This window comes from Gemmatimonadota bacterium (assembly GCA_016714015.1).
In the GTDB taxonomy this organism is placed as follows: Bacteria; Gemmatimonadota; Gemmatimonadetes; order Gemmatimonadales; family Gemmatimonadaceae; genus Pseudogemmatithrix.
Genome location: JADJNZ010000004.1, coordinates 658,399 through 680,277, shown reverse-complemented (window position 1 = coordinate 680,277; position 21,879 = coordinate 658,399). Strand labels below are relative to the sequence as shown.

Here is a 21,879-nt window from a genome sequence, read left to right as displayed (position 1 = left end):
GGACGTGAAAGTCCTGCGTCCGTTCCTCGAGAAGCGCGCCACGGAGGTCGGTGCGGTGGCCACGCGCGTGCTCTCTGAGCGGGGCGAGCGCGAGTCCAAGGAGCTGGCTCGACTGATTGGCGACCGGATCGCGCGTATCCGCGAAACTTCAGACGAGAGTCCTCAGCTCGAGCTCACGCTCGGTTCGGAGGACGAACGTCGACAGTTGCAGGCCGAGCGTCGGCATTGGCAGCGCAGGCTCGAGGCGCTCGAGCGCGAGTCCACGGCGGAGCCGGCGCGGATCCGCGAGTCATACGACGTCAAGCACGCGCGCGTGGAGCCGCTCGGGCTCGTGTACCTCTGGCCGGTGAGCGGCTGATGGCTGAAGCGACGATTCGTGCGCATCGGGATTGGCTCGGGCTCATCCAGCCGGTGGGCCTCGTCGTGGTGCCATCCGCGTTGGTGGATGCCGGGATCATCATCGAGGAGACCGAGCGATCGCGTTGGTCGGCCTACTGCGCACTGCTCCGCGCAGGGAGTGACAAGGACGCGCTCGAGCTGCCTGATTTCGCGGTCTTCGCAGAGCAGGTGCTTGGGTGGGAGTTGAGCTCGGTCGCGGGTTCGGCTTCGGGACCGGTGATGCCCGCAGAGCTCGCGATCGCGCTGCCAGAGCTGAACACCCATCTCGCGCCCACGTACGCGGTCCCCGATCCGGAGAGTCCCGGGACGTGGCAGCTGCTGGTGAAGGCGCTGCCGGCCGGCACGGCGCTCGATCGTTCGAGCAACGTCGGAACGTGGTCAGCGAGCCCACACGATCAGTTCGAGCGTCTGCTTCGCGAGACGGGGGTCGGCATTGGCGTGATCGCCAACGAGCACACCATTCGCCTGGTCTACGCCCCCCGCGGTGAGTCGTCCGGCTACGTGTCGTTCCCCGTGTCGGCGATGGCGCCGGTCGCCGGACGTCCGATGTTCTTGGCGATGGTCGAGCTATTGAAATGGTGGCGCCTCTCGCGTGCCTGTCCTCGCGCGGGCCGCCTGGGGCGGTGCTCCGCGACTCGCGGAAGTACCAGAACACCGTGTCGAACCAGCTGGCAGCACAGGTCCTCGAGGCGCTGTATCACCTGATGCGCGGCTTCCAAGCGGCCGACGAGGCTGTCGAAGGGCGTGTGGTACGGGAGACGCTGAGCCACGCGCCGCAGGAGGTGTACGGTGGATTGCTCACCACCATCATGCGTCTCGTCTTTGTGCTCTACTCGGAAGAGCGTGGGATGCTTCCGCAGGACGCCGCGTGGGTCGAGCACTATGGGGTCGGAGCACTCTATCACAGGCTGTCGCAGGATCGGGCACGGTTCCCTGATACCATGGATCAGCGATTCGGCGCGTGGGCCCGGTTCCTCACGCTGACCAGGATCCTCCACGACGGCGCACATCACGGCAGCATCCGCATCCCGGCACGAGCGGGTGAGTTGTTCGACCCAGACCGATATCCGTTCCTCGAGGGTCGAGCCTGGAGCTCTCGTCGGGTGATGGGAGAGCGACTCAAGGACGTGCCGCGCGTGAGCGACGGTGCGGTCCTCCGCGTGCTCGAGCAGTTGCTGGTGTTGCACGGCGAACGCCTGTCGTATCGCGCGCTCGATGTCGAACAGATCGGTTCGGTCTACGAGGCGATGATGGGCTTCGAGGTGCGCCCGGCGTTGGGCGCGTCGATCTCCGTGATCCCGAAGACGAAGGCCAAGGGGAGTCCCAGCCATCCCGTCTGCGACATCGACGCGCTCCTGCGCGTCACAGGGAAGGACCGAGCGAAGTGGCTCAAAGACTCGTGCGACTGCGAGGTACCAGCCGCGCAGGCCGAGCAACTCAAGCAGGCCTCATCGGTCGAGGGCCTCCTCGAGGCCTCTGCAGCGGCGCGTCTCGCCATACACGCCGCTTCCCGTGCGACCGGGCGGGCTCACCCTGCATCCCTCAGAAGAACGCCGACGGTCTGGCTCGCACTACACGCCACGGGAGCTCACCGAGCCGATCGTGGCCACCACGCTGCGCCCGATCTTCGAAGCGATGGGCGACAGCCCGACACCTCAGCAGATCCTCTCGCTCAAGGTGTGCGACCCGGCGATGGGCTCCGGCGCGTTCCTCGTTGGGGCCTGCCGCTATCTCGGCGACGCGCTCGTTCAAGCGTGGCAGCGCAGCGGTGAGATGCCGACCATTCCACCGGACGAAGACCCGCAGCTCTTCGCACGTCGGCTTGTGGCACAGCGGTGCCTGTATGGCGTGGACCGCAATCCGTATGCGGTTCAGCTTGCCAAGCTTTCGCTCTGGCTCGTGACGCTTGCCCGTGAGCATCCGTTCACGTTCCTCGATCATGCCCTTCGTCACGGGGACTCGCTGGTCGGGCTCACGCGTCGCGATCCAGACCTTCCACTGGGCACCGGGTGGAGGTGGAGCGCCGCAGTTGTGGTCTCAGGTGGTGGATGAGAGGCTGCGCGAAGCGGATGCACTTCGAGACGAGATCGAGGCGCTTGCCGGGTCAGACGACACGCGCGAGAAGCAGCGGCTACTCAAGGACGCGGACGGCGCGCTCCGGAATACGCGGCTCGTGGGCGACGCGGTGATTGCGGCCTTCTTCGGCGCGGACCGAGATCGGAGGCGCGAAGGACTGCGTCAAGAGTACGAGCAACTCGCGGGGCAGGCGCTCGGCGGGAAGGACCTCTTCCGATTGGAGGAACTGGCTGCTGACCTCCGCCGCAGACACCTTGAGCCGTTCCATTGGGAGGTCGAGTTCCCCGAGGTCTTCGCTGGGACGACAGGCGGCTTCGACGCGATCATCGGCAATCCGCCGTTCGCGGGTCACGTGATGATCGTTTCGGCCAATCCACCCGAATACACTTCGTGGCTTCGGATGGTCTATGCCGGTGCAGAGGGGAAGTGCGATCTCGTAGCCTATTTCTTCCGCCGGTCATTCGAACTTTTGCGAGCAGGAGGCGCTTTCGGCCTGATCGCTACCAACACAATTGCGCAAGGAGACACCCGAAACTCTGGCCTGCGTCGCATGTGTGAAGCTGGCTGCACGCTCTTCTCTGTGAGGCGGCGGTATCGTTGGCCGGGAATGGCAGCAGTTGTTGTGAGCGTCGTACACGGTATTCGCGGGGATTACATCGGCCAGAAGGACATCGATGGTTCCCGGGTGGATACCATTACCGCCTTCCTCTTTCATGCGGGAGGCAACGAAGATCCGCGCAGACTTCCTGAGAATGTGGGTGGAAGCTTCGTCGGCAGTTACATCTTGGGAATGGGCTTCACTTTTGATGATGATAGCAGGGGAGCAGCGTCTTCTCTGGAGGAGATGCGTGTACTGTTAGCCGCTGAGCCTCGTTATCAAGCCGTGATCAAGCCATTTCTCGGCGGAGAGGAAATCAATTCTCAGTCGACGCACACTCATCGCCGATACGTTATCGATCTCGGCGTCTTGACCGAAGAGGCCGCGTGGCATGAGTGGCCGCGCGCAATGGAGATTCTCGAGCGGAGAGTGAAGCCAGAGCGTTTACGGTCGAGCGCCGAGAGTGGCTCATCTCATGGCGGACGGGCGCTATTGTGGTGGCAGCACTATCACGGGGCTGCTGAGCTCTACAGGACCCTGAGTGGAAAGGCGCGAACATTGGCGTGCTCTGCGGTGAGCTCGCGCTTCCAGGTGACGTTCGTAAAGACCGGCAGTGTCTTTGCCCACTCCGCAATCGTGTTCCCCAGTGACCGGTACGAGACGTTCGCATGTCTACAATCACGACCACACGAACTTTGGGCTCGATTCTTCGGCTCATCGATGAAGGACGACTTGCGCTACACGCCCACCGACTGTTTTGAGACGTTTCCGTTCCCGCTCGATCATCGGGAGTCAACAGACCTCGAGCAGGCTGGAAGGGAGTGCTATGAGTATCGGGCTGAGCTCATGGTTGCTCGCAATCAGGGACTTACAGACACCTATAATCGCTTCCACGATCCGGCTGACACCTCAGGCGATACGGAGCGACTGCGAGTCTTGCACGCGGCTATGGACCGTGCGGTACTCGACGCCTATGGCTGGACAGACCTCCTGCCGGAGGCAGAGTCCGTTCCCGAGTTCGATGAGGATGAAATCGAACCCGGCACTCGGGCTCGCAGGAAGTACCGGCTTCGCTGGCCGGACGAGGTGCGAGACGAGGTCCTCGCGCGCCTTCTTAAGTTGAACCGCCAACGATCGACTGGCCAGCACTGAGATGTCACACACGCCATTCGCCGGATGACAATGTCCCAGACCTCACGCGAAGTTCGCTCGAATCTCGTTCGTGCGCTCCGGCTCGACCTCATTGGTCCAGACGCTGCGCGTTTTGCGGAGGACCGAGAGTATGAGCAAGAGCGCCTGCCGATGCGCCCCTCGCGGTGGTACCTCACCGGATTTCTGGTACCGCGCGATGCACCCGAGGAAGAGCGCGCCGACGAGACGTCGCAAGACGAGCTCGAGATGGCCGGCGACAGCGATGCGAGCGGCGACGACGATGCTGCGACCGAGAAGGGAGCGGCAAAGCGCGTCTTCCTTCCCTCGTCGTTGGGGATGAGCGTGCTGGTGCCCGCTGGAGCCAGCTCGCTTGAAGCGACTCTTCGATGGGGAGACTACGTCGCCGAGGGGGCCGCCGAGGGTGGCGAAGTCGGTGGGGACGGGCATCAAGGCGTTGCAAGTCGGCCCGACGACATTTGGCGCCGGGAGCCCCGAGAGGTGCGCCTCTCGCTGATCCTCCCAAGTGCGGGCGCGAAGCCTACGGTGGTAGAGGTGCCGGGGAGCGCAGGACTCCGCGTGTATGCGTACGCGCGTGCCGCGGACGGACCGGGCTCCGCACTACCCGCTGGCGCCGCCGCTGTGGCGGTCTTCCTCGTGAACGAGCGCCCTCCGGCAGAAAAGGAGCGCCCTGATCCCTCCTACGCGTTCCAGGCCTCGCTTCAACTGGAGTGTGCCGCCGGATTCCTGGGACGCCCGGACCCGCGGCGCGGCACTCGGGATGAGTGGGACGAGCAGGTGGCGGAGCTCCAGTACGCTGACGTCCTTGAGTTCGGAACGGGGCACAACGTCGGCTGTGATTGGGTCGCAGAAGGTGCCACCTGCCGGACGGTGTGGACGACGTGGATGCCTTCGGCGGTCGTGCCCTTCACCGAGCCGACCAAGCTCGCGGGCGTGATGTTGGGGATGGAGCCGCTGGCAGCGGCGACTCCCAAGGAGCTACAGGCCGGCCTTACTCCGATCGTCGCGCAGTATCGCGCGTGGATCTCAGCCCGGCGTACCGCCCTGCCAGATGATCGCGAGTTGGTGGACCTCCTGTTCTTTCCGACCGGCGGCGGCAAGACCGAAGCCTATCTGGGACTCGCGGCTTTCACCCTGCTGATGCGGCGGCTGAAGAACCCTGGGATCACCGGAGCGGGAGTGTCCGTTCTCATGCGGTACACGCTGCGTCTCCTCACGCTGGACCAGCTTGGTCGCGCAGCGGGGTTGATCTGTGCGCTCGAGCAGCTTCGTGCGCGCGAGATGGATCTGTTGGGCTCTTGGCCGTTCGAGATCGGACTCTGGGTCGGACGTGCGGCTACCCCGAACCGGATGGGCGCATCCGGGGACCAGGACCAAAGCACGGCTCGCAAACGGGTACAGCGCTTTCAGAGCAACCCGAGGAACGGGAGCCCGATTCCGCTCGAGAGCTGTCCGTGGTGCGGTACGCCGTTCTCCAGAGACTCCTTCCGCCTGACGCCGAACGCCAACAGGCCGACGAATCTCGTGCTGACCTGCGAGGCGCGAGTTGCGACTTTCCCGGTGACCGGCCCCTACCGATCGTGGCTGTCGACGAGCCGCTGTATCGTCGCCTTCCGTGCTTCGTGATCGCCACGGTCGACAAGTTCGCGAGCCTGCCCTTCGAGGCGCGGGCTGGAACCCTCTTCGGGCATGTCAGCCGACACGATGCCGAGGGCTTCTACGGAGCGGCGGACCCCGGAATCGGCGGGCCGATCGCTGGCGGGTGCCTGCCGCCCATGGATCTGATCATCCAAGACGAGTTGCACCTCATCTCGGGGCCGCTTGGCACGATCGCTGGTCTCTACGAGACGGCGATCGACCACTTCGCATCACGTACGCTGGACGGTCAGCGCATCAGGCCGAAGATCATCGCGTCCACCGCGACCGTTCGTCGAGCTGAGTCGCAAAGCCGAGCCCTGTTCGCGCGTCCAGGCGTTGAGCTATTTCCTCCGGCCTCACCTGATCGGGCCGACTCCTTCTTTGCGCGTACCGCCGATGTCACCGCGCAGGCACCACGCCAATACGTGGGTGTAGCTGCTCCCGGCCGAAGCCTACGGGTCGTGATGCTCCGGGCTTACGTGGCGCTGCTGTCCTCTGCGCTGAAGGCATACCTACGGAACGGTGGCGACGCTCAGGCCGAGAGCCCGGCTGGCAATCCGGCCGATCCGTACCTGTCGCTGCTCGGTTACTTCAATGCGCTTCGTGAGCTTGGTGGTGCCCGCCGAATCGTGGAGGGCGAGGTCGTCGACCGTGTACGGAGCTACTCGGAGCGCAAGCGAGTCGGAGAGGCAGAGGGGCTCTTCGCTGACCGCGCGGTGGCGTATGAAGTCTGGGAACTCACCTCCCGCGTTGATACTAGCGCGATCGCGACGGCCAAACGACGTCTGGAGCAGACCTGGCGAAAGGCGGACAACGGCCGCAGTGTCGATGTCGCCCTCGCGACCAACATGATCTCAGTTGGCCTCGACATCACGCGGCTTGGGTTGATGGCCGTGCTCGGCCAGCCAAAGGGGAGCGCCGAGTATATCCAGTCGACGAGCCGTGTCGGTCGTGATCCGGAGCGGCCCGGACTCGTGGTGACGCTCCTGACGCTCAACAAGCCGCGCGACCGCTCGCACTTCGAACGCTTCGCGTTCTATCACAAGACGTTCTACCGCTCCGTCGAGCCACTAGCGTGACGCCATTCGCGCCGCGAGCGATCGATCGCGTACTGCCGGCGATCGTCGTTGCGATGGCGCGGCACAGTATCGCGGAAATGACACCGGCGGCGAAGGCGATCGACATCGGTGCGATGCGACATCGCATGGGATTCATTGCGGAGGTACTGGCCGCTCGCGTGACCGAGCACGATCCGTACCTGGAGCAGCCCGCACGCGATGCGCTGAGGACGAAGATCCAAGGCTTGGTCAACGAGCTACTCGATCAGTGGGCGGAGTTCGCCCATCAGCAGAGTGCCGTGGGCGCGGGGCTCAAGTATCAGGAGTTCGAGAAGGTGGAACGAGCGAAGCCGCTGCTGCGGGATCCGCTTGATCTCGAGCTCCCTGCACTTCAGCGCTACGAGCGTGCTTTCAAGGCAGCTCGTTCGATGCGTGACGTCGAGCCCGAAGTGCTTCTGCTCAAGCGAGGAGGCAACTGATGACCAGAGGCATCGGCGCGCTTCGACGCAGCCAGATGGTAACGAGCTTTGGTCCTGGGGCGACGATCGACCTCCCTGATCATTCGGTCATCATCGGTGGCTTGGATTGGTGGCCGGCTCATCGGTGCGAGCGTATCGTCGAGCCACGGCTCGAAGAGGTGTTGGCGCGCGCTCTCAGCATTCCACGGGTCGACTTGCGATCGCCTCCGGCGGACGATGACAAGCCGGGAAGCTCGCCTGTTGGGGTTGGTGTCGAGATCTTCCCACTCTGGTTCGTCGCCGAGCATGTCGTGAAGCGAGGAGCGGGGCGGAGTCGACCGCTGGCGCACCGGAATCACCTGACCGACGGCAAGTACGAAGTCGCACGAGGCGTCAAAGTCCCGGTGACGCCGGTGCGCTTCGTGCAGGCGTGCCTGAATGGTCACATCGCCGATATCGAGTGGTTCGATTTCACGCATGGTGGTCCCACTAGCTGCCGTCGGCAGCTGTGGCTGGATGAGGTCGGGACCAGTGGCGACCTGACCGATCAACAGGTGCGCTGTGAGTGTGGGAAAGAGCGTGCGCTCGTGCTGGCGACCCGCCCCGACGTCCTCGGTGTGTGCAAGGGGCAGCGCCCGTGGCTGCCGCGAGGCGAGCAATGTGGCGCCGGCGGTGCAGGTGGGCAAATGATGCGCTTGCTCATTCGCACGGCGTCGAATGCGTACTACCCGCAAAAGCTTTCGGTCCTCTCACTCCCTGAGTCCGGCGACCGAGCCCGCAACGCCGTGCAGTCAGTGTGGGACGTACTGGTGGCGGTTGAGGATGCAGCGACGCTCGGCGCCTTCAGGAACATCCCGAAGGTGAAAGAGGCGCTGGCTGATTTCAGCGATGAGATCGTGCTGCAGCACATCCACGCAGTCCGGAGCGGAGAGCGGCCTCCTCGCCGGAAGATCAAGATCGAAGAGTTTGAAGCGCTTAACGGAGCAGGGGAGAGCCTCGGAGAGGACCGGCCAGAAGGGATCTTCTTCGCGCGGCGTCATCCCATGCCGTCTCCGACACCCACGGTGCTCGCAGCGGTGGACCACGTCGTCCTCGTGCATCGGCTGCGAGAGGTCACGGCGCAGCTGGGATTCACGCGATTCGAACCCGTCGTCCCTGACCTCCAAGGCGAGTTGGACTTGGCAGTCCGCCGCGCGGCGCTTGCTACTGAGGTATCCTGGCTGCCGGCAATGGAGGCGCGCGGCGAGGGGTTCTTCCTGTCCTTCAAGGACGATGTCCTGGAAGCGTGGCGTCAACGACCAGAGGTTCAGCGCCGCGAGGCCGCGTTCCGAAGGACGCCGAAGGCTGACGCGCTTCCGATCAACTTCGACGCCAGGTACGTCTTCCTCCATTCGCTGGCGCATCTGCTCATCACCGCCGTCTCGCTCGACTGCGGATACAATGCCAGCTCACTGCGAGAACGCGTGTATGTGACGCCACAGGGATGTGGAATCCTCATTTATACGGGCACCACGGACGCGGAAGGCACGCTCGGAGGGCTGGTCGCCGCCGGTCGGCGAATCGAGAAGTACCTTGCGATGGCCTTGGAGCTGGCGAGGCTCTGCTCGAACGACCCCATCTGTGCGCAGCACTCTCCCGATCAGTTGCTCGAGGAGAAATACACCCTTGGAGCTGCCTGTCACGGGTGCCTCTTGATCGCGGAGACGAGCTGCGAGCGGCGCAATGAGTTGCTCGATCGTTCGCTCGTTGTGTCGACCGTTGAGCAGCTTGGCTGCGAGTTCTTCGGTTAGGCGAATGCGAATCCTTCCCGAGCACTCGTACGCAGCCCTCCTCGAGCTCGCTGCGCGTGTCCGTGCGGGCCAAAGCGCTCCGCCGGAACTGCGCCAGTTCGTTGCGCAGCTCGGTAGAGATGGCACAGCGGCATTGCTCGACGCGGTGGCTGCGGAGCGCAAGCAAGCTGAGTCGAAGGCAGACAAGCGGCTTGAGCTCGTCTGGTCCGGACCCGAGAGAGAGGGGCAGGATCGCGAGACACGGCAGCTCTCGTGCGCGAGCTGTTCAGATCGGCACACCGTTCGGTTGATGTCTCGGGCTACGCCGTTCATGACGGCGAGAACATCTTTGCCGAGCTAGCTCAGCGGATGCGCGACATACCTGAGTTGTCTGTTCGCTTGTTCATCAATGTCCACCGACCGACAGGCGATCCGAGGGGATGCAGGGTCGATCGTCGAGCAGTACCGGCAGCGCTTCTTCCAACGGCACTGGCCGTGGGAGCGGCGCCCGGAGGTCTACTATGACCCGCGATCCCTCGATTCAGATCCGGAGACCAGGGCCGTTCTGCACGCCAAGTGCGTCATCGTTGACGAACAGTGCGCCTTGGTAACGTCGGCGAACCTCACGGAGGCCGCACAGTATCGGAATATCGAGGCGGGCGTTCTGGTGAACGATCATTTGTTCGCCAGGCAACTCCGGCAGCAGTTTCGCGGACTGCTCGAGATGCGCATGCTGGCTCCCCTCGACGCGTAAGGACTGCGCCCAGCCGCAGCTCCCACCCCAGAAGTTCGGCTTGGCGGGCTCGGCCCCACTGCGAGGTAATTTGGCCGCGTTCGCTCGAGCCGAAGCAGGCGCACTTCATTGTCCTTGCCGGTCGCGCGAGTCGCGCGACAAGGGAAACCCTTACGTGGCACAGCCCGTGTGGTCTTGCAAATAGTGAAATGCAAGCTCATATTGTGTGTTATGCCCGATGCATCGCAGCTCCTGTTGGCTCGCCGCGTGAAGTGGTTTCGAGAGCAGGCGAAGATGACACAGGATGAGCTGGCAACTGCGCTTCAGCTCAAGGACCGCCAGTCGGTCTCCGACATCGAGAACGGTAAGCGTCGCGTTGACGCGGAGGAGCTGGTCTCCCTCTCGAGGCTCTTCCACGTTCCCGTCGAGGCTCTCCTCGATCCCTTTAAGCTCGTTGGTGAGGGCTGTTTCAACTTCCGAGTTGAGGCGCTATCCCCGAGTGCCGTCGATGAGTTCGCCGAGCGCGCGGGGTCGTGGATTGCCACGTACCGTGAGCTCGGACGACAGGCGGGGATTGAGCCGACGTTTCTGGGCCAAAAGCTCGAACTAAGCAAGTATTCGTCTTTCGAGGATGCGGCTGCCAGCGCCGAGGGAATTCGAGAGCGATGGAGGCTGGGCGAATCTCCTGCTGAGTCACTACAGCACGCAATCGAGCGCGAGCTTGGAGTGCTGGTGCTCTACGTGGATGCTCCGCACGGCCTTTCGGGGGCGGCGTCGCATCTCCCGGGGCTCCAGACGATCCTTGTGAATCGCAGCGAGGTGCCCAGCCGCCGAGCCTTTGACCTCGCTCACGAACTGTTCCATGTGCTGACCTGGGATGCGATGCCTCCGGGACGCGTGGAGTCATGGGAACCTGCTGCGACCAAAGGCAATCGCGTGGAACAGTTAGCGAATGTCTTCGCCGCTTCCCTGCTCATGCCGGAGAAGTCAGTGCGCTCGTTTTGCGAACCGCGCCGGAGCCAACCTTCGTGATTGGCTTTCTTTCAACGCACGTTCGCTGCGCGTAAGCGCCAGCGCGCTACAGTACCGCTGCGTGAACCTTGGCCTCCTCTCGAAATCCGAGATGGTGTCTGTGACGGGCCTCTCGGCTGAGCTCTCAGGTGGGCCGCCGCCACTCTTCAGCGCGGCCTTTGTCGAACGTGTCCATGGCGCGCTCGAGGCGGGACGTCTGTCTGTGAGACGTGCTTCTAGCCTCCTCGGACTGACTCCGTCGGACCTCGCGGACCTCTGCCGATCGTATGGCAGGCCTCTCTCCTTCGATTCTTAGGCGAAAGTACGGAGAGAGCTTTGCTGATTGACGACATTCCGCTGAGCAGAACCGTTGTGCTCGTCGATACGAACGTCATCATAGAAGCAGTGCGAACAGGCACCTGGAACGCTCTGTCAGGCGCATTGCTCGTGCAGACGGTGGAGGAGTGTCGAGCGGAGTCTCTGCGGGGCGATTCCGGAGCCTCGGGGTATGTTGTCGTCACAGACTCTGACCTTTCACGACTCGACGCCGTTCATCGAGTCGCAGAGGCTGAACGCGCGGAGTATCTGCTAGCCGATCCAGCCGCCGTAGGACTCGACCGCGGAGAACAGGACCTCTTCGCGCATGCCTTCGCCCGGTTGCGTGCTGGAGATCGAGCCTGGATTCTATGCTCCGGCGACATCGCAGCAATCGCTGCGGCCGCACGCTCAAAGATCGAGGACAGTCTTTTCGCGCTCGAGGCAGTCTGTGCCCCTGATACTTCCCCTTCTTGTCGCGGTAGGAAACCAGCGGCCCCTCATCCCCCTCGAAGAAGAGCACCTGCGCAATCCCTTCATTCGAATAGATCTTGGCCGGCAGGGGAGTGGTATTCGAGATCTCGAGCGTGACGTAACCTTCCCACTCGGGCTCAAAGGGCGTCACGTTCGTAATGATCCCGCACCGCGCATACGTCGACTTCCCGACCGTGATCGTCATGACATTCCGCGGAATCCGGAAGTACTCAACGGACCGCGCGAGCGCGAACGAGTTCGGCGGCACGATGCAAACCGGCCCCTCGAACTCCACGAAGCTCTTCGGATCGAAATGCTTCGGATCCACGATCGAGCTCAGCACATTCGTGAAGATCTTGTACTCCGGCGCCACCCGCATGTCGTACCCGTACGCCGACACGCCATAGGACACCACCCCGTCGCGCTGCTGCGACGACTCGAACGGCTCGATCATCCCGTGCTTCGTCGCCATCTCCGTGATCCAGCGGTCGTTCTTGATTGACACGTGCCCTTTGGGGTGTGGGGTGGGGAACTGCCTGCCGATACTGGGCTAATCCTCGCCCCGCGACCTCCCCCCGTCAATCAGTCCCGGGGCATTCCGAACCCACCGCTCGGGATTTTCCACCCATCCCCTTCACCCGCTTCAACTTGGGTTGCCTCCCGCACCCCCCGCGGCTACTTTCCCACCCGAAAGTATGAAGCTCGTGAAATAATTCACGAACCCCAACGCCCGCTCTCCCCCCCTATGGAACGGACGTACCTGCCCGTCCTGCTCCTCGTCGGCTTCGTCGCCGTCAACGCGGTCCTCATCCTCGGCCTCGCGCACCTCATCACGCGCAGCCGCCCGACCCCGGTCAAGCAGCAGCCCTACGAGTCCGGCATCCCCGTCATCAACGACGCGCGGGAACGGTTCTCCGTGAAGTTCTACATGGTGGCCATGCTCTTCATCGTCTTCGACATCGAGACGGTGTTCATGATCCCCTGGGGCGCCTACTTCCGCCAACTCTCCTGCTCGGTGGCCCTCGTGGGCGGCGCCTGCCCGGCAGGCTCCATCTCGTTCTTCGGCCTCGGCGAGATGCTGGTCTTCATGACCATCCTCCTCGCCGGCTACGTCTACATCTGGAAGAAGGGAGCCCTCCAATGGGATTGAAGCAGTGGATGGCCTCGGGGTCCAATCCCGACGGCAAGCTCAAGTACGAGTACGACGCCGCAGGCGACCAGCCCTTCGTCACCACGTCGCTCGACTTCGTGGTCAACTGGGGACGCGCCAACTCCCTCTGGCCCATGCCCTTCGGCACCGCCTGCTGCGCCATCGAGTTCATGGCCTCGGCGGCCTCCCACTTCGACCTCGCGCGCTTCGGCATGGAGCGCATGTCCTTCTCGCCGCGCCAGTCGGACGTCCTCATCTGCGCCGGCCGCGTCCCGTTCAAGCTCGCCCCGGTCATCCGCCGCATCTACCAGCAGATGCCGCAGCCCAAGTGGGTCATCTCCATGGGCGCCTGCGCCTCCTCGGGCGGCATGTTCGACTCCTACGCGGTGGTGCAGGGGATCGACACGATCATCCCGGTGGACGTCTACGTCCCGGGATGCCCGCCGCGCCCGGAAGGCCTCATCTACGGCATCATGATGCTGCAGAAGAAGGTCAGGGAAGAGCGCATGGGCAACGAAGCCATCCGTGACGAGCTGATGCCGGACCCCACGTCGCAGCTCTACATCCCGCCGTCGAGGATCGACGAGCTCTCTGAGCCCTTCGGTAACTCCGTGCATCAGACGCGGTCGACGCCATGAGTGGAGAAAGGATGAAGGCTCTGTCGGAGCCTACGTTCGAGATCGTCATGCCGGGCGGGGATCAGCCGGTGACGCCGAAGAAAGTGGCCTACAAAGGCGGTCCGGCCAACCCTTCCGTCGCGGCCTTGCGAGCGAAGTTCGGCGGAGCCATCGGGCGCTCCGAAGTGGGGTGGGGGGAGACCACCGTGTTCGTCGAGCGGACGAAGGTCGGGGAGATCTGCGCCTGGCTGCAGTCGGACCCGTCGCAGTCCTACGAGTACCTCTCGGACGTCACTGCGGTCGAGTATCGCGACCACGTGCGTCCCATCGAAGTGGTCTGGCACATCCGCTCCATCAAGTACCGGCGCTTCCTGCGCCTCAAGGCGGAGATCCCGAAGGACGGGAAGACGCCGCTCGAAGTGCCGTCGGTGTGGCCGGTGTGGAAGGGCGCGGATTGGCTCGAGCGCGAGTGCTACGACATGTTCGGCATCACCTTCGCGGGGCACCCGGACCTGCGCCGGATCCTGCTCTGGGAGCAGTACAAGGAAGGGTTCCCCCTCCGGAAGGATTTCCCGCTGCGCGGCCGGTTCTCGCGCTCGGAGCAGCTCAAGAACGCGCTCAGCCAGGACCCCGAGGCGAAGTACTCCATGGAAGAACTCAGCGTGGCCGAGGCGTTCGGTCACCTCCCGGCGGACATGCGCAAGCGGCTCGCCGGCGGCGAGAAGGTGGGGGAATAGCGATGGCCACCCGCATGGTGGAGATGGAGATCAAGCACCGCACGCCCGAGGAGGCCTTCGGGCCGGAGCTCGAAGGCGAGCACATGCTCATCAACATCGGCCCGCAGCACCCGGCGACGCACGGCGTGCTCCGGCTGGTGCTGGAGCTCGATGGCGAGACGGTGGTCCGCTGCATCCCGCACGTGGGCTACCTGCACTGCGGCTTCGAGAAGATCGGCGAGTACCGGCAGTACAACCAGATCATCCCGTGGACGGACCGCGAGGACTACCTCAACTCGATGGGCAACAACGTCGCCTTCGTGCTGGGCGCCGAGCGGCTCTTCGGGATCGAGATCACGGAGCGGTGCACGGTCCTGCGGGTGATCGCGATGGAGCTGTCGCGCATCATCTCGCACCTGGTCTGGCTGGGGACGACCTGCATCGACATCGGCGCGTTCACGCCCTTCCTGTGGAGCTTCCAGGAGCGCGAGAACGTCTACAAGCTGCTCGAAGGGTGGACGGGCGCGCGGCTCACGACGAGCGGCACCCGCGTGGGCGGCATGATCGCCGACGTGCCGGACGGCTGGGTGGACGGGCTCAAGGGCTTCCTGGAGCGCTTCCCCAAGACGCTGGACCAGGTCGATCGGATGCTCACGCGCAACGCGATCTGGGTGGGGCGCACGGTGGGCCTGGGCGTGATGTCGCCGCAGGAGGCGCTGAACTACGGCCTCTCGGGTCCGATGCTCCGCGCCTCGGGCGTGGCGTACGACGTCCGCAAGGACTTCCCGTACCTCGACTACGAGACCTACGACTTCGACGTGCCGGTGGGGACGAACGGCGACGTCTATGACCGCTTCCTGGTGCGCTCGGAGGAGCTCAAGCAGTCGGTGCGCATCCTGGAGCAGGCGGTGAAGCGGCTGCCGGACGGGCCGGTGAACGTGGACGACCCGCGCGTGATCCTGCCGCACAAGCACAAGGCGACGAGCGAGATGGAGAGCATGATCCATCACTTCAAGCTCGTCATGGAAGGCCCCCGGCCGCCGATCGGCGAGACGTACGTGCCGATCGAGTCGCCGAAGGGGGAGAAGGGCTACTACTTCGTCTCGGACGGGACGTCGAAGCCGGTGCGCTGGCGCATCCGGCCGCCGAGCTATGTGAACCTCTCGGCGATCCCGAAGATGGTGGAGGGGCACCTGCTCTCCGACGTCATCGCGATCAACGCCTCCATCGACATCGTCATGGGAGAGATCGACCGGTGAGCCACGGACCTTCGGCGCCCGGGCACGGGCACGCCGCTCCTTCGCATGGGCATGAGCCGTACGAGCCGGTGTTCACGGCCGGGTCGGCGCGGCGCAAGGAGCTGGATGACATCATCTCGCGGTATCCCGAGAAGCGGGCGGCCTTGTTGCCGGCCCTTTGGATGATCCAGCAGGAGCGGGGGTGGATCTCTGAAGACTCGATGAAGGAAGTAGGAGAACAGCTAGGGTGTACGGCGGCGTACGTGAAGGGCGTCGTCACCTTCTACACGATGTACCACCAGCATCCGGTGGGGCGGAACTTCATCCAGGTGTGCACGACGTCGCCCTGCCTCTGTGCCGGGGCCGATGACGTGGTGAAGGCGTTCCTCGAGCTCACGGGGTGCCGGGAGCTGGGGCTGACGTCGCCGGATGGGAAGTACACGGTGATCGAGGTCGAGTGCCTCGGGGCGTGCGGGTTCGCGACGCCGGTGCAGATCAATGAGGACTATGTCGAGAATGTGACGCCGGCAAAAGTGCCGGAGATACTGGCGGACTCGTTAAAGGCGATCAAGGCAGAGGGATAAGGGGCGAAAGGCGGACCGGCGATGCCTTTCCAACAGGGCTGCCCGGTTCTCTTGTCCTCTGTGGCCTCTGAGCCTTCCTCCCTGCTCAGCAGCAATCACAGCCAGTCCCAAGAGCATTCCCATGGGTTATCCCCATAAGTCGCACCCTCGCGAGACTCCGATCCTCAGCAAGCACTTCGGCGACCCCGAAGCGCGGACGCTTGATGGGTGGAAGGCGCGTGGCGGGTACAAGGCGCTCGCGCAGGCGCTCCATATGGAGCCGACGGCCATCGTCGACATCGTGAAGGCTTCGGGGCTGCGTGGGCGCGGCGGGGCGGGGTTCCCGACCGGGCTCAAGTGGTCGTTCATGAAGCCGGGCGACGGGAAGCAGCATTACCTCTGCTGCAACGCCGACGAGTCGGAGCCGGGGACGTTCAAGGACCGGGAGATCATGCGCTGGACGCCGCACGCCCTCATCGAGGGGGTGGCGATCGGGGCGTACGCGATCGGCGCGACGAAGGCCTACATCTACATCCGCGGCGAGTTCTCGGAGCCGATCCAGGTGATGGAGAAGGCGCTCGCCGAGGCGCGGGCGGCCGGGATCATCGGGAAGAACGCGATGGGCTCGGGGAAGGACGTGGAGATCTGGGTGCACAAGGGCGCCGGCGCGTACATCTGCGGCGAAGAGACGGCCCTGATGAACTCGATCGAAGGGAAGCGCGGGAACCCGCGGATCAAGCCGCCGTTCCCGGCCGTCGCGGGGCTCTTCGGCATGCCGACGACGATCAACAACGTCGAGACGCTGGCGGCGGTGCCGCACATCATGAACAACGGCGCCGAGTGGTACAAGGCGATGTGCCTGTCGAGCCCGAAGAGCATGGGGTCGAAGCTCTTCTCGGTGTGCGGCAACGTGGCGAAGCCGGGCAACTACGAAGTGGTGATGGGCTTCTCGTTCAAGGAGTTCCTGTACGACCTGTGCGGCGGACCGCCGGCGGGCCGGAAGTTCAAGGCGCTCATCCCCGGCGGGAGTTCGGTGCCGGTGATCACGATCGAGGAAGCCGAGCAGGTGAAGATGGACTACGAAGGGTTCATGGAAGTCGGGACGATGCTGGGGTCCGGCGGCGTGATCATCTTCGACGATGCGCAATCGATGCCGAGGCAGTTGGCGCGGCTGGCGCGGTTCTACGCGCACGAGAGCTGTGCGCAGTGCACGCAGTGCCGTGAAGGGACGGCGTGGATGACGAAGATCCTGGAGCGGATCGTGGCGGGTCAGGGGACGTTCGAGGATCTCGATACGATCTTCGAGCTCTCCGAGTCCATGACCGGCAAGACGATTTGTGTGCTTTCTGACTCCTGCGGTGCGCCGGTGGTGAGCGGGATCAAGAAGTTCCGCGGGGAGTTTGAAGCATTGATAAAGGGACGCCGATCTTCCACCGTGGCGATGGCGGGGGCTCGATGACGCTGAAGGATGAAGGGGGAAAGATGGTGAACCTCGTCATCGAGGGGCGTGGAGTCTCGGTGCCGGAGGGCACCACGATCCTCGAGGCGGCGAAGCATGCGGGGGTGCTCATTCCCCACTACTGCTATCACCCGGGGCTCCCGGTCGCCGGCGTGTGCCGCATGTGCCTCGTCGAGGTGGAGAAGATGCCGAAGCTGGCCCCGTCCTGCGCCACGGCGGTGGGCGAGGGGCAGGTGGTGCATGTCTACTCCGAGAAGGCGCTCGAGGCGCGCAAGGGCGTGCTGGAGCTGCTGCTCATCAATCATCCGCTCGACTGCCCGATCTGCGACCAGGCCGGGGAGTGCGAGCTGCAGGACTACACCTTCCAGGAAGGGCGCGCGGACTCGCGGTACCAGGAGCCGAAGCGCTTCAACCCGGTGGAGGACTTCGGCGGCGACGTCCTGTACGTCACCAACCGCTGCATCCTCTGCACGCGCTGCGTGCGGTTCATGGACGACGTGCACCACGAGCCGGTGCTCTGCGTGAGCGAGCGCGGCGACCGGGCGATGATCTCGAAGGCGCCGGACGCCGACCTGGTGCAGCCGTGGGCGGCGAACGTGATCGACCTTTGCCCCGTGGGCGCGCTGGTCTCGAAGGACTTCCTGAACAAGGCGCGCGCGTGGGAGCTCGATCGCACGGCGTCGGTGTGCACCGGCTGCTCGCAGGGGTGCAACAGCGTGCTCGAGACGCGCGACAACGTCGTGGTGCGCATGAAGCCGCGGTCGAACGACGACGTGAACAAGTTCTATCTCTGCGATGCGGGACGACTCGACTATCGCTGGATGAGTCGTGCTGACCGGATCGAAGTGCCCCAGATCCGCGTGCACGATGAGCTCAAGCCGGTGGATTGGGAGGTAGCCTTGAGGGAAGTAGGCTCAAGGATGAAGGGGAGGCGCGCGTATGTCGTGGCGAGCCCCAAGCTTTCCAACGAGGCCCTGTTCCTCCTGCGTCGCATCATCAAGGCGACCGGGGGCGAGGGCGTGTTCCGCTGCGCCACCGGGCCTGAGGCGCCGCTGCCGGGGGTGAAGGATCTCTCGCTCCGCGCGGACCGCGCGCCGAACGTGAACGGGGCCGAGCTGCTCGGCTTCGCGCGGCGCGATGCCGATGTGCTCGCCGGGCTCAAGGACGGCGATGTGCTCGTGCTCGCGGACGATGCGCTGGACGGGATGGATGCGAAGGCGGTGGCGAAGGCGAGCGCGGTGATCGTGGTTGGGACGGTGCTCCCCATGACCGTCGGCACGCCGGCGGTGGTGCTGCCGATCGCGAACGTCGCGGAGGAAGAGGGGACCTTCACCAACCTCCGCGGACGGGTGCAGCGGTTCCTGCAGGCGAAGGCGGCGCCGGGGATGGCGCGGCCGAGCTGGTATGCGCTGGCGGACCTCGCCACGGCCGTCGGGGCGGACTCCGACGACTGCAGCCTGCCGCAGACGGTCTTCGCGAAGCTCGCGGGCGAGGTGCCCGCCTTCGCCGGCCTCTCCTACGACCAGCTGGGGCTGCGCGGCGCGACCGTCGCGGGCGCCACGGCCGGTTCCACCGCAGGGGCCCACTGATGCAAGAGATCTCGCAGCTCCCACCGCAGACGCTGGCGTTCCTCGTCTTCACGGTGATCAAGATGCTCGCGATCTTCACGCTCTACATGGTCGTCGTGGCGTACACGACGCTCGCGGAGCGGAAGGTGTCGGCGTGGATCCAGGACCGTCATGGTCCCAACCGCGTCGGTCCGTGGGGCCTGCTGCAGGTGGCGGCCGACGGCGTGAAGAACTTCATGAAGGAAGAGACGATGCCGGGGGAGGTGAACAAGCCGCTGTTCATCCTCGCGCCGGCGCTGGCGTTCACCACGGCGATGATCGCGTGGGCGGTGATCCCCTTCGGGGCGCCGCTGCCGACGCCCTGGGGGAAGATCGACCTCGTGGTCGCCGACCTGCCGATCGGGTTCCTCTACGTGCTCGCGATCACCTCGCTGGGCGTGTACGGGATCGTGCTCGCGGGCTGGTCCTCGAACAACAAGTACTCGCTCCTCGGCGGCCTCCGCTCCTCGGCGCAGATGGTGAGCTACGAGATCGCGATGGGGATGAGCCTCGTCTGCGTCCTGCTCATGTCGGGGAACGTCTCGCTGAACGGGATCATCGCGCAGCAGCAGGCGAGCGCGTGGAACATCGTGCTGCTCTCGATCGCGGGGTTCCTGTTCATCGTGAGTGCCTTCGCCGAGACGAACCGCGTGCCGTTCGACCTGCCGGAAGCGGAGTCGGAGCTGGTCGCCGGGTACCACGCCGAGTACAGCGGGATGAAGTTCTCGATGTTCTTCATCGCCGAGTACGCGAACATGATCACGGCGAGCGCGATGTTCGTGACGCTGTTCTTCGGCGGCTGGGACATCCCGTTCACGCAGTGGGACAACAGCGGGCCGGCGACGGTGCTCAAGTCGCTGGTGACGTTCGGGGCGTTCGCGCTCAAGCTGTACTTCTTCGTCTTCTTCTACATCTGGATCCGCTGGACGCTGCCGCGGTTCCGGTATGACCAGCTGATGTCGCTCGGGTGGAAGTTCATGCTCCCGGTGGCGCTGGCGTACATCGTGATCGTCGCGAGCGCGGTGCTGGGGCTGGATGCGGCCGGCGTGGCGCGGACGAGCGCGACCTTCTGGATGGTGATGGGCGTGATGAACATCGCGATCGCCATCCTGCTCTTCGTGATCATCGACCGCGGGCGGATCATCAGCCCGGCGTCGTCGCGTCTGGACCGTGAGAAGGTGGCGCGGCTGCGCCAGACGGCGACCGATCGCACCACGCTCGTGCAGGGGGAGACCCGCTGATGGCGATCAACGTGAAGGTGATGGAACGGCCGGTGGGCGAGGTGAGCTACGTGCGCGCCACGCTCAAGGGGCTGGCCCTCACCCTGAAGCACCTCGTGGACCCGCACCGGGTGACGATCCAGTACCCGGAAGAGAAGTGGGACCTCTCGCCGCGGTGGCGCGGGACGCACCGGATGCTGACCACGGAGGACGGCAAGGCGAAGTGCGTGGCCTGCGGTCTCTGTCCGACGGTCTGTCCGGCGAACTGCATCAAGCTGGTGCCGGGCGAGGACGAGGAAGGGAACCGCTACCCGCTCGTGTTCGAGATCGACGAGTTCCGGTGCATCTTCTGCGGCTATTGCCAGGAAGTGTGCCCGGAGGAAGCGATCCACCTGGGGCGGCACTACGAGAACGCGGAGTTTAATAGGCAGAAATTCGTCTATGACCTGGAGCGGCTCACGGCGCAGACGCACCCGGTGAGCGAGCTGTGGGATCCCATGCACCCCAAGGGGGAGTGACCCCCTTGGGCAACGACTTCTTCACGCTGTTCTACAGCTTCCACTTCTATCTCTTCGGGCTGATCGCGATCGCCTCGGCGATCCTGTTCGTGACGCGGAAGAGCCCGGTGGCGGCGGCGATGTGGCTGGTGAACGTGATGTTCTGCCTGGCGGCGCTGTACATGCTGCTCGATGCGCAGTTCATCGGCGCGATCCAGGTGCTGGTGTATGCCGGCGCGATCATGGTGGTGTTCCTCTTCGTGGTCATGCTGCTCAACCTGGGCAGCGCGGACGCGGTGACGGACATCCGCGGGAACGCGGGGCGGCTGGCGGCGGGCGCGGTGGGGCTGGCGATGCTGGCGGAGATCATGGTGCTGGCGCGGTCGAGCTTCCCGGCGACGCTGAAGCTGAAGGCGGCGGAGACGGCGATGGCGATCGACGGGCCGGGTGGGGTGATCGGGCCGATCGCGGCGCCGCTGTTCCGGGAACACCTGCTGGCGTTCGAACTCACCTCGATGCTCCTGCTCACGGCGATCGTGGGCGCGGTGGTCATCGGCAAGAAGAAGGGAGCGAATGATGCTCGCTGAGTCGCTGGCGCTCTCGGCGGTGCTGTTCACCATCGGCGTGGTGGGCGTGCTGACGCGCCGGAACGCCATCATCCTGTTCATGTGCGTGGAGCTGATGCTCAACGCGGTGAACCTGTCCTTCGTCGCGCTGTCCAAGCTCTACGGGGCCACGGGGCAGGTGTTCGTCATCTTCGTGATGACGGTCGCTGCTGCCGAGGCCGCGGTGGGGCTCGCGATCATCATCGCGATCTTCCGTCACCGGCAGTCGGTGAATCTCGAGGACATCAACTTGCTGAAGGGATGATGCAAGTCGAACACGCTTCTACGGGGCATCCCCTGGCTGATACCGTTGCTCGGTTCGCTTGGGTGGTGCCGGTGTTGCCGCTGCTGGGGTTCGTGCTCAATGGGTGGCTTTCTCTGCGTGCGGCTGGGCGGCCTGGGCCTTCTGATCCGAGTGCGGGCGGGCATGGGCACGGCAACGGCGGTCACCACAGAGGGGACACAGAGGGCACAGAGAACGGCGGAGGGGGGCATGGGGGGCATGATG

The 21,879-nt window shown here is 64.6% G+C and carries 18 protein-coding genes and 2 pseudogenes; 19 read left to right on the top strand and 1 reads right to left on the bottom strand.

Annotated features, from left to right (window positions below; all coding sequences use genetic code 11):
- Positions 1-4: 4 nt before the first annotated feature.
- The 8 genes and pseudogenes from IPJ78_10260 (at position 5) to IPJ78_10225 (ending at position 10,931) form a co-directional block, all read left to right on the top strand.
- Positions 5-358 carry a hypothetical protein gene (locus IPJ78_10260; protein MBK7906931.1) on the top strand — a complete coding sequence of 118 codons (354 nt, stop codon included), beginning with the start codon at positions 5-7 and terminating at the stop codon, positions 356-358.
- Positions 358-1,104 (top strand): hypothetical protein, encoded by a 747-nt coding sequence (locus IPJ78_10255; protein MBK7906930.1) that lies wholly within the window; start codon positions 358-360, stop codon positions 1,102-1,104. The genes IPJ78_10260 and IPJ78_10255 overlap by 1 nt, the downstream gene beginning before the upstream one ends.
- An 807-nt stretch (positions 1,105-1,911) precedes the next feature.
- Complete coding sequence (locus IPJ78_10250) at positions 1,912-2,451, top strand: N-6 DNA methylase (GenBank protein MBK7906929.1); 540 nt, start codon at positions 1,912-1,914, stop codon at positions 2,449-2,451.
- Positions 2,339-4,225, top strand: a complete 1,887-nt coding sequence (locus tag IPJ78_10245) for a hypothetical protein (GenBank protein ID MBK7906928.1) — start codon at positions 2,339-2,341, stop codon at positions 4,223-4,225. Before IPJ78_10250 ends, IPJ78_10245 begins: the two co-directional genes overlap by 113 nt.
- A gap of 30 nt (positions 4,226-4,255) precedes the next feature.
- Positions 4,256-7,418: pseudogene (locus IPJ78_10240) on the top strand (hypothetical protein).
- Positions 7,418-9,187 carry a DUF1998 domain-containing protein gene (locus tag IPJ78_10235; protein ID MBK7906927.1) on the top strand — a complete coding sequence of 590 codons (1,770 nt, stop codon included), beginning with the start codon at positions 7,418-7,420 and terminating at the stop codon, positions 9,185-9,187. Before IPJ78_10240 ends, IPJ78_10235 begins: the two are co-directional and overlap by 1 nt.
- 388 nt (positions 9,188-9,575) lie before the next feature.
- The gene (locus IPJ78_10230; GenBank protein ID MBK7906926.1) at positions 9,576-9,920 is read left to right on the top strand and encodes a hypothetical protein; all 345 of its coding nucleotides are present in this window, start codon (positions 9,576-9,578) and stop codon (positions 9,918-9,920) included.
- Positions 9,921-10,166: 246 nt separating this feature from the next.
- Positions 10,167-10,931 carry a helix-turn-helix domain-containing protein gene (locus IPJ78_10225; protein MBK7906925.1) on the top strand — a complete coding sequence of 255 codons (765 nt, stop codon included), beginning with the start codon at positions 10,167-10,169 and terminating at the stop codon, positions 10,929-10,931.
- A gap of 730 nt (positions 10,932-11,661) precedes the next feature.
- Here IPJ78_10225 and IPJ78_10220 read toward each other — a convergent pair.
- Positions 11,662-12,204, bottom strand: a pseudogene (locus tag IPJ78_10220) (dCTP deaminase).
- A gap of 240 nt (positions 12,205-12,444) precedes the next feature.
- Between IPJ78_10220 and IPJ78_10215 the strand changes: the two are divergent.
- The 11 genes from IPJ78_10215 to nuoK all read left to right on the top strand — a co-directional run bounded on the left by IPJ78_10215 (position 12,445) and on the right by nuoK (position 21,636).
- Entirely contained in the window at positions 12,445-12,849 is a 405-nt protein-coding gene (locus IPJ78_10215; protein ID MBK7906924.1) for an NADH-quinone oxidoreductase subunit A, read from the top strand.
- An 8-nt stretch (positions 12,850-12,857) separates the two neighbouring features.
- Complete coding sequence (locus IPJ78_10210) at positions 12,858-13,487, top strand: NADH-quinone oxidoreductase subunit B (protein MBK7906923.1); 630 nt, start codon at positions 12,858-12,860, stop codon at positions 13,485-13,487.
- A gap of 11 nt (positions 13,488-13,498) precedes the next feature.
- Positions 13,499-14,203 carry an NADH-quinone oxidoreductase subunit C gene (locus IPJ78_10205; protein ID MBK7906922.1) on the top strand — a complete coding sequence of 235 codons (705 nt, stop codon included), beginning with the start codon at positions 13,499-13,501 and terminating at the stop codon, positions 14,201-14,203.
- 23 nt (positions 14,204-14,226) lie between these two features.
- Positions 14,227-15,441 carry an NADH dehydrogenase (quinone) subunit D gene (gene nuoD / locus IPJ78_10200; protein ID MBK7906921.1) on the top strand — a complete coding sequence of 405 codons (1,215 nt, stop codon included), beginning with the start codon at positions 14,227-14,229 and terminating at the stop codon, positions 15,439-15,441.
- Positions 15,442-15,509: 68 nt separating this feature from the next.
- Complete coding sequence (locus tag IPJ78_10195; protein MBK7906920.1) at positions 15,510-16,004, top strand: NAD(P)H-dependent oxidoreductase subunit E; 495 nt, start codon at positions 15,510-15,512, stop codon at positions 16,002-16,004.
- A gap of 121 nt (positions 16,005-16,125) precedes the next feature.
- Positions 16,126-17,442 carry an NADH-quinone oxidoreductase subunit NuoF gene (gene nuoF, locus IPJ78_10190; protein ID MBK7906919.1) on the top strand — a complete coding sequence of 439 codons (1,317 nt, stop codon included), beginning with the start codon at positions 16,126-16,128 and terminating at the stop codon, positions 17,440-17,442.
- A complete protein-coding gene (locus tag IPJ78_10185; GenBank protein ID MBK7906918.1) occupies positions 17,439-19,031 on the top strand; it encodes a (2Fe-2S)-binding protein in 1,593 nt (530 codons plus the stop codon). Before nuoF ends, IPJ78_10185 begins: the two co-directional genes overlap by 4 nt.
- A complete protein-coding gene (gene nuoH, locus IPJ78_10180; protein MBK7906917.1) occupies positions 19,031-20,290 on the top strand; it encodes an NADH-quinone oxidoreductase subunit NuoH in 1,260 nt (419 codons plus the stop codon). The genes IPJ78_10185 and nuoH overlap by 1 nt, the downstream gene beginning before the upstream one ends.
- A gap of 20 nt (positions 20,291-20,310) precedes the next feature.
- Positions 20,311-20,787, top strand: coding sequence for an NADH-quinone oxidoreductase subunit I (locus tag IPJ78_10175; protein MBK7906916.1), 477 nt, complete (start codon positions 20,311-20,313; stop codon positions 20,785-20,787).
- The gene (locus IPJ78_10170) at positions 20,784-21,353 is read left to right on the top strand and encodes an NADH-quinone oxidoreductase subunit J (GenBank protein ID MBK7906915.1); all 570 of its coding nucleotides are present in this window, start codon (positions 20,784-20,786) and stop codon (positions 21,351-21,353) included. The genes IPJ78_10175 and IPJ78_10170 overlap by 4 nt, the downstream gene beginning before the upstream one ends.
- Entirely contained in the window at positions 21,340-21,636 is a 297-nt protein-coding gene (nuoK, locus tag IPJ78_10165) for an NADH-quinone oxidoreductase subunit NuoK (GenBank protein ID MBK7906914.1), read from the top strand. Before IPJ78_10170 ends, nuoK begins: the two co-directional genes overlap by 14 nt.
- The last annotated feature ends 243 nt before the right edge of the window (positions 21,637-21,879 follow it).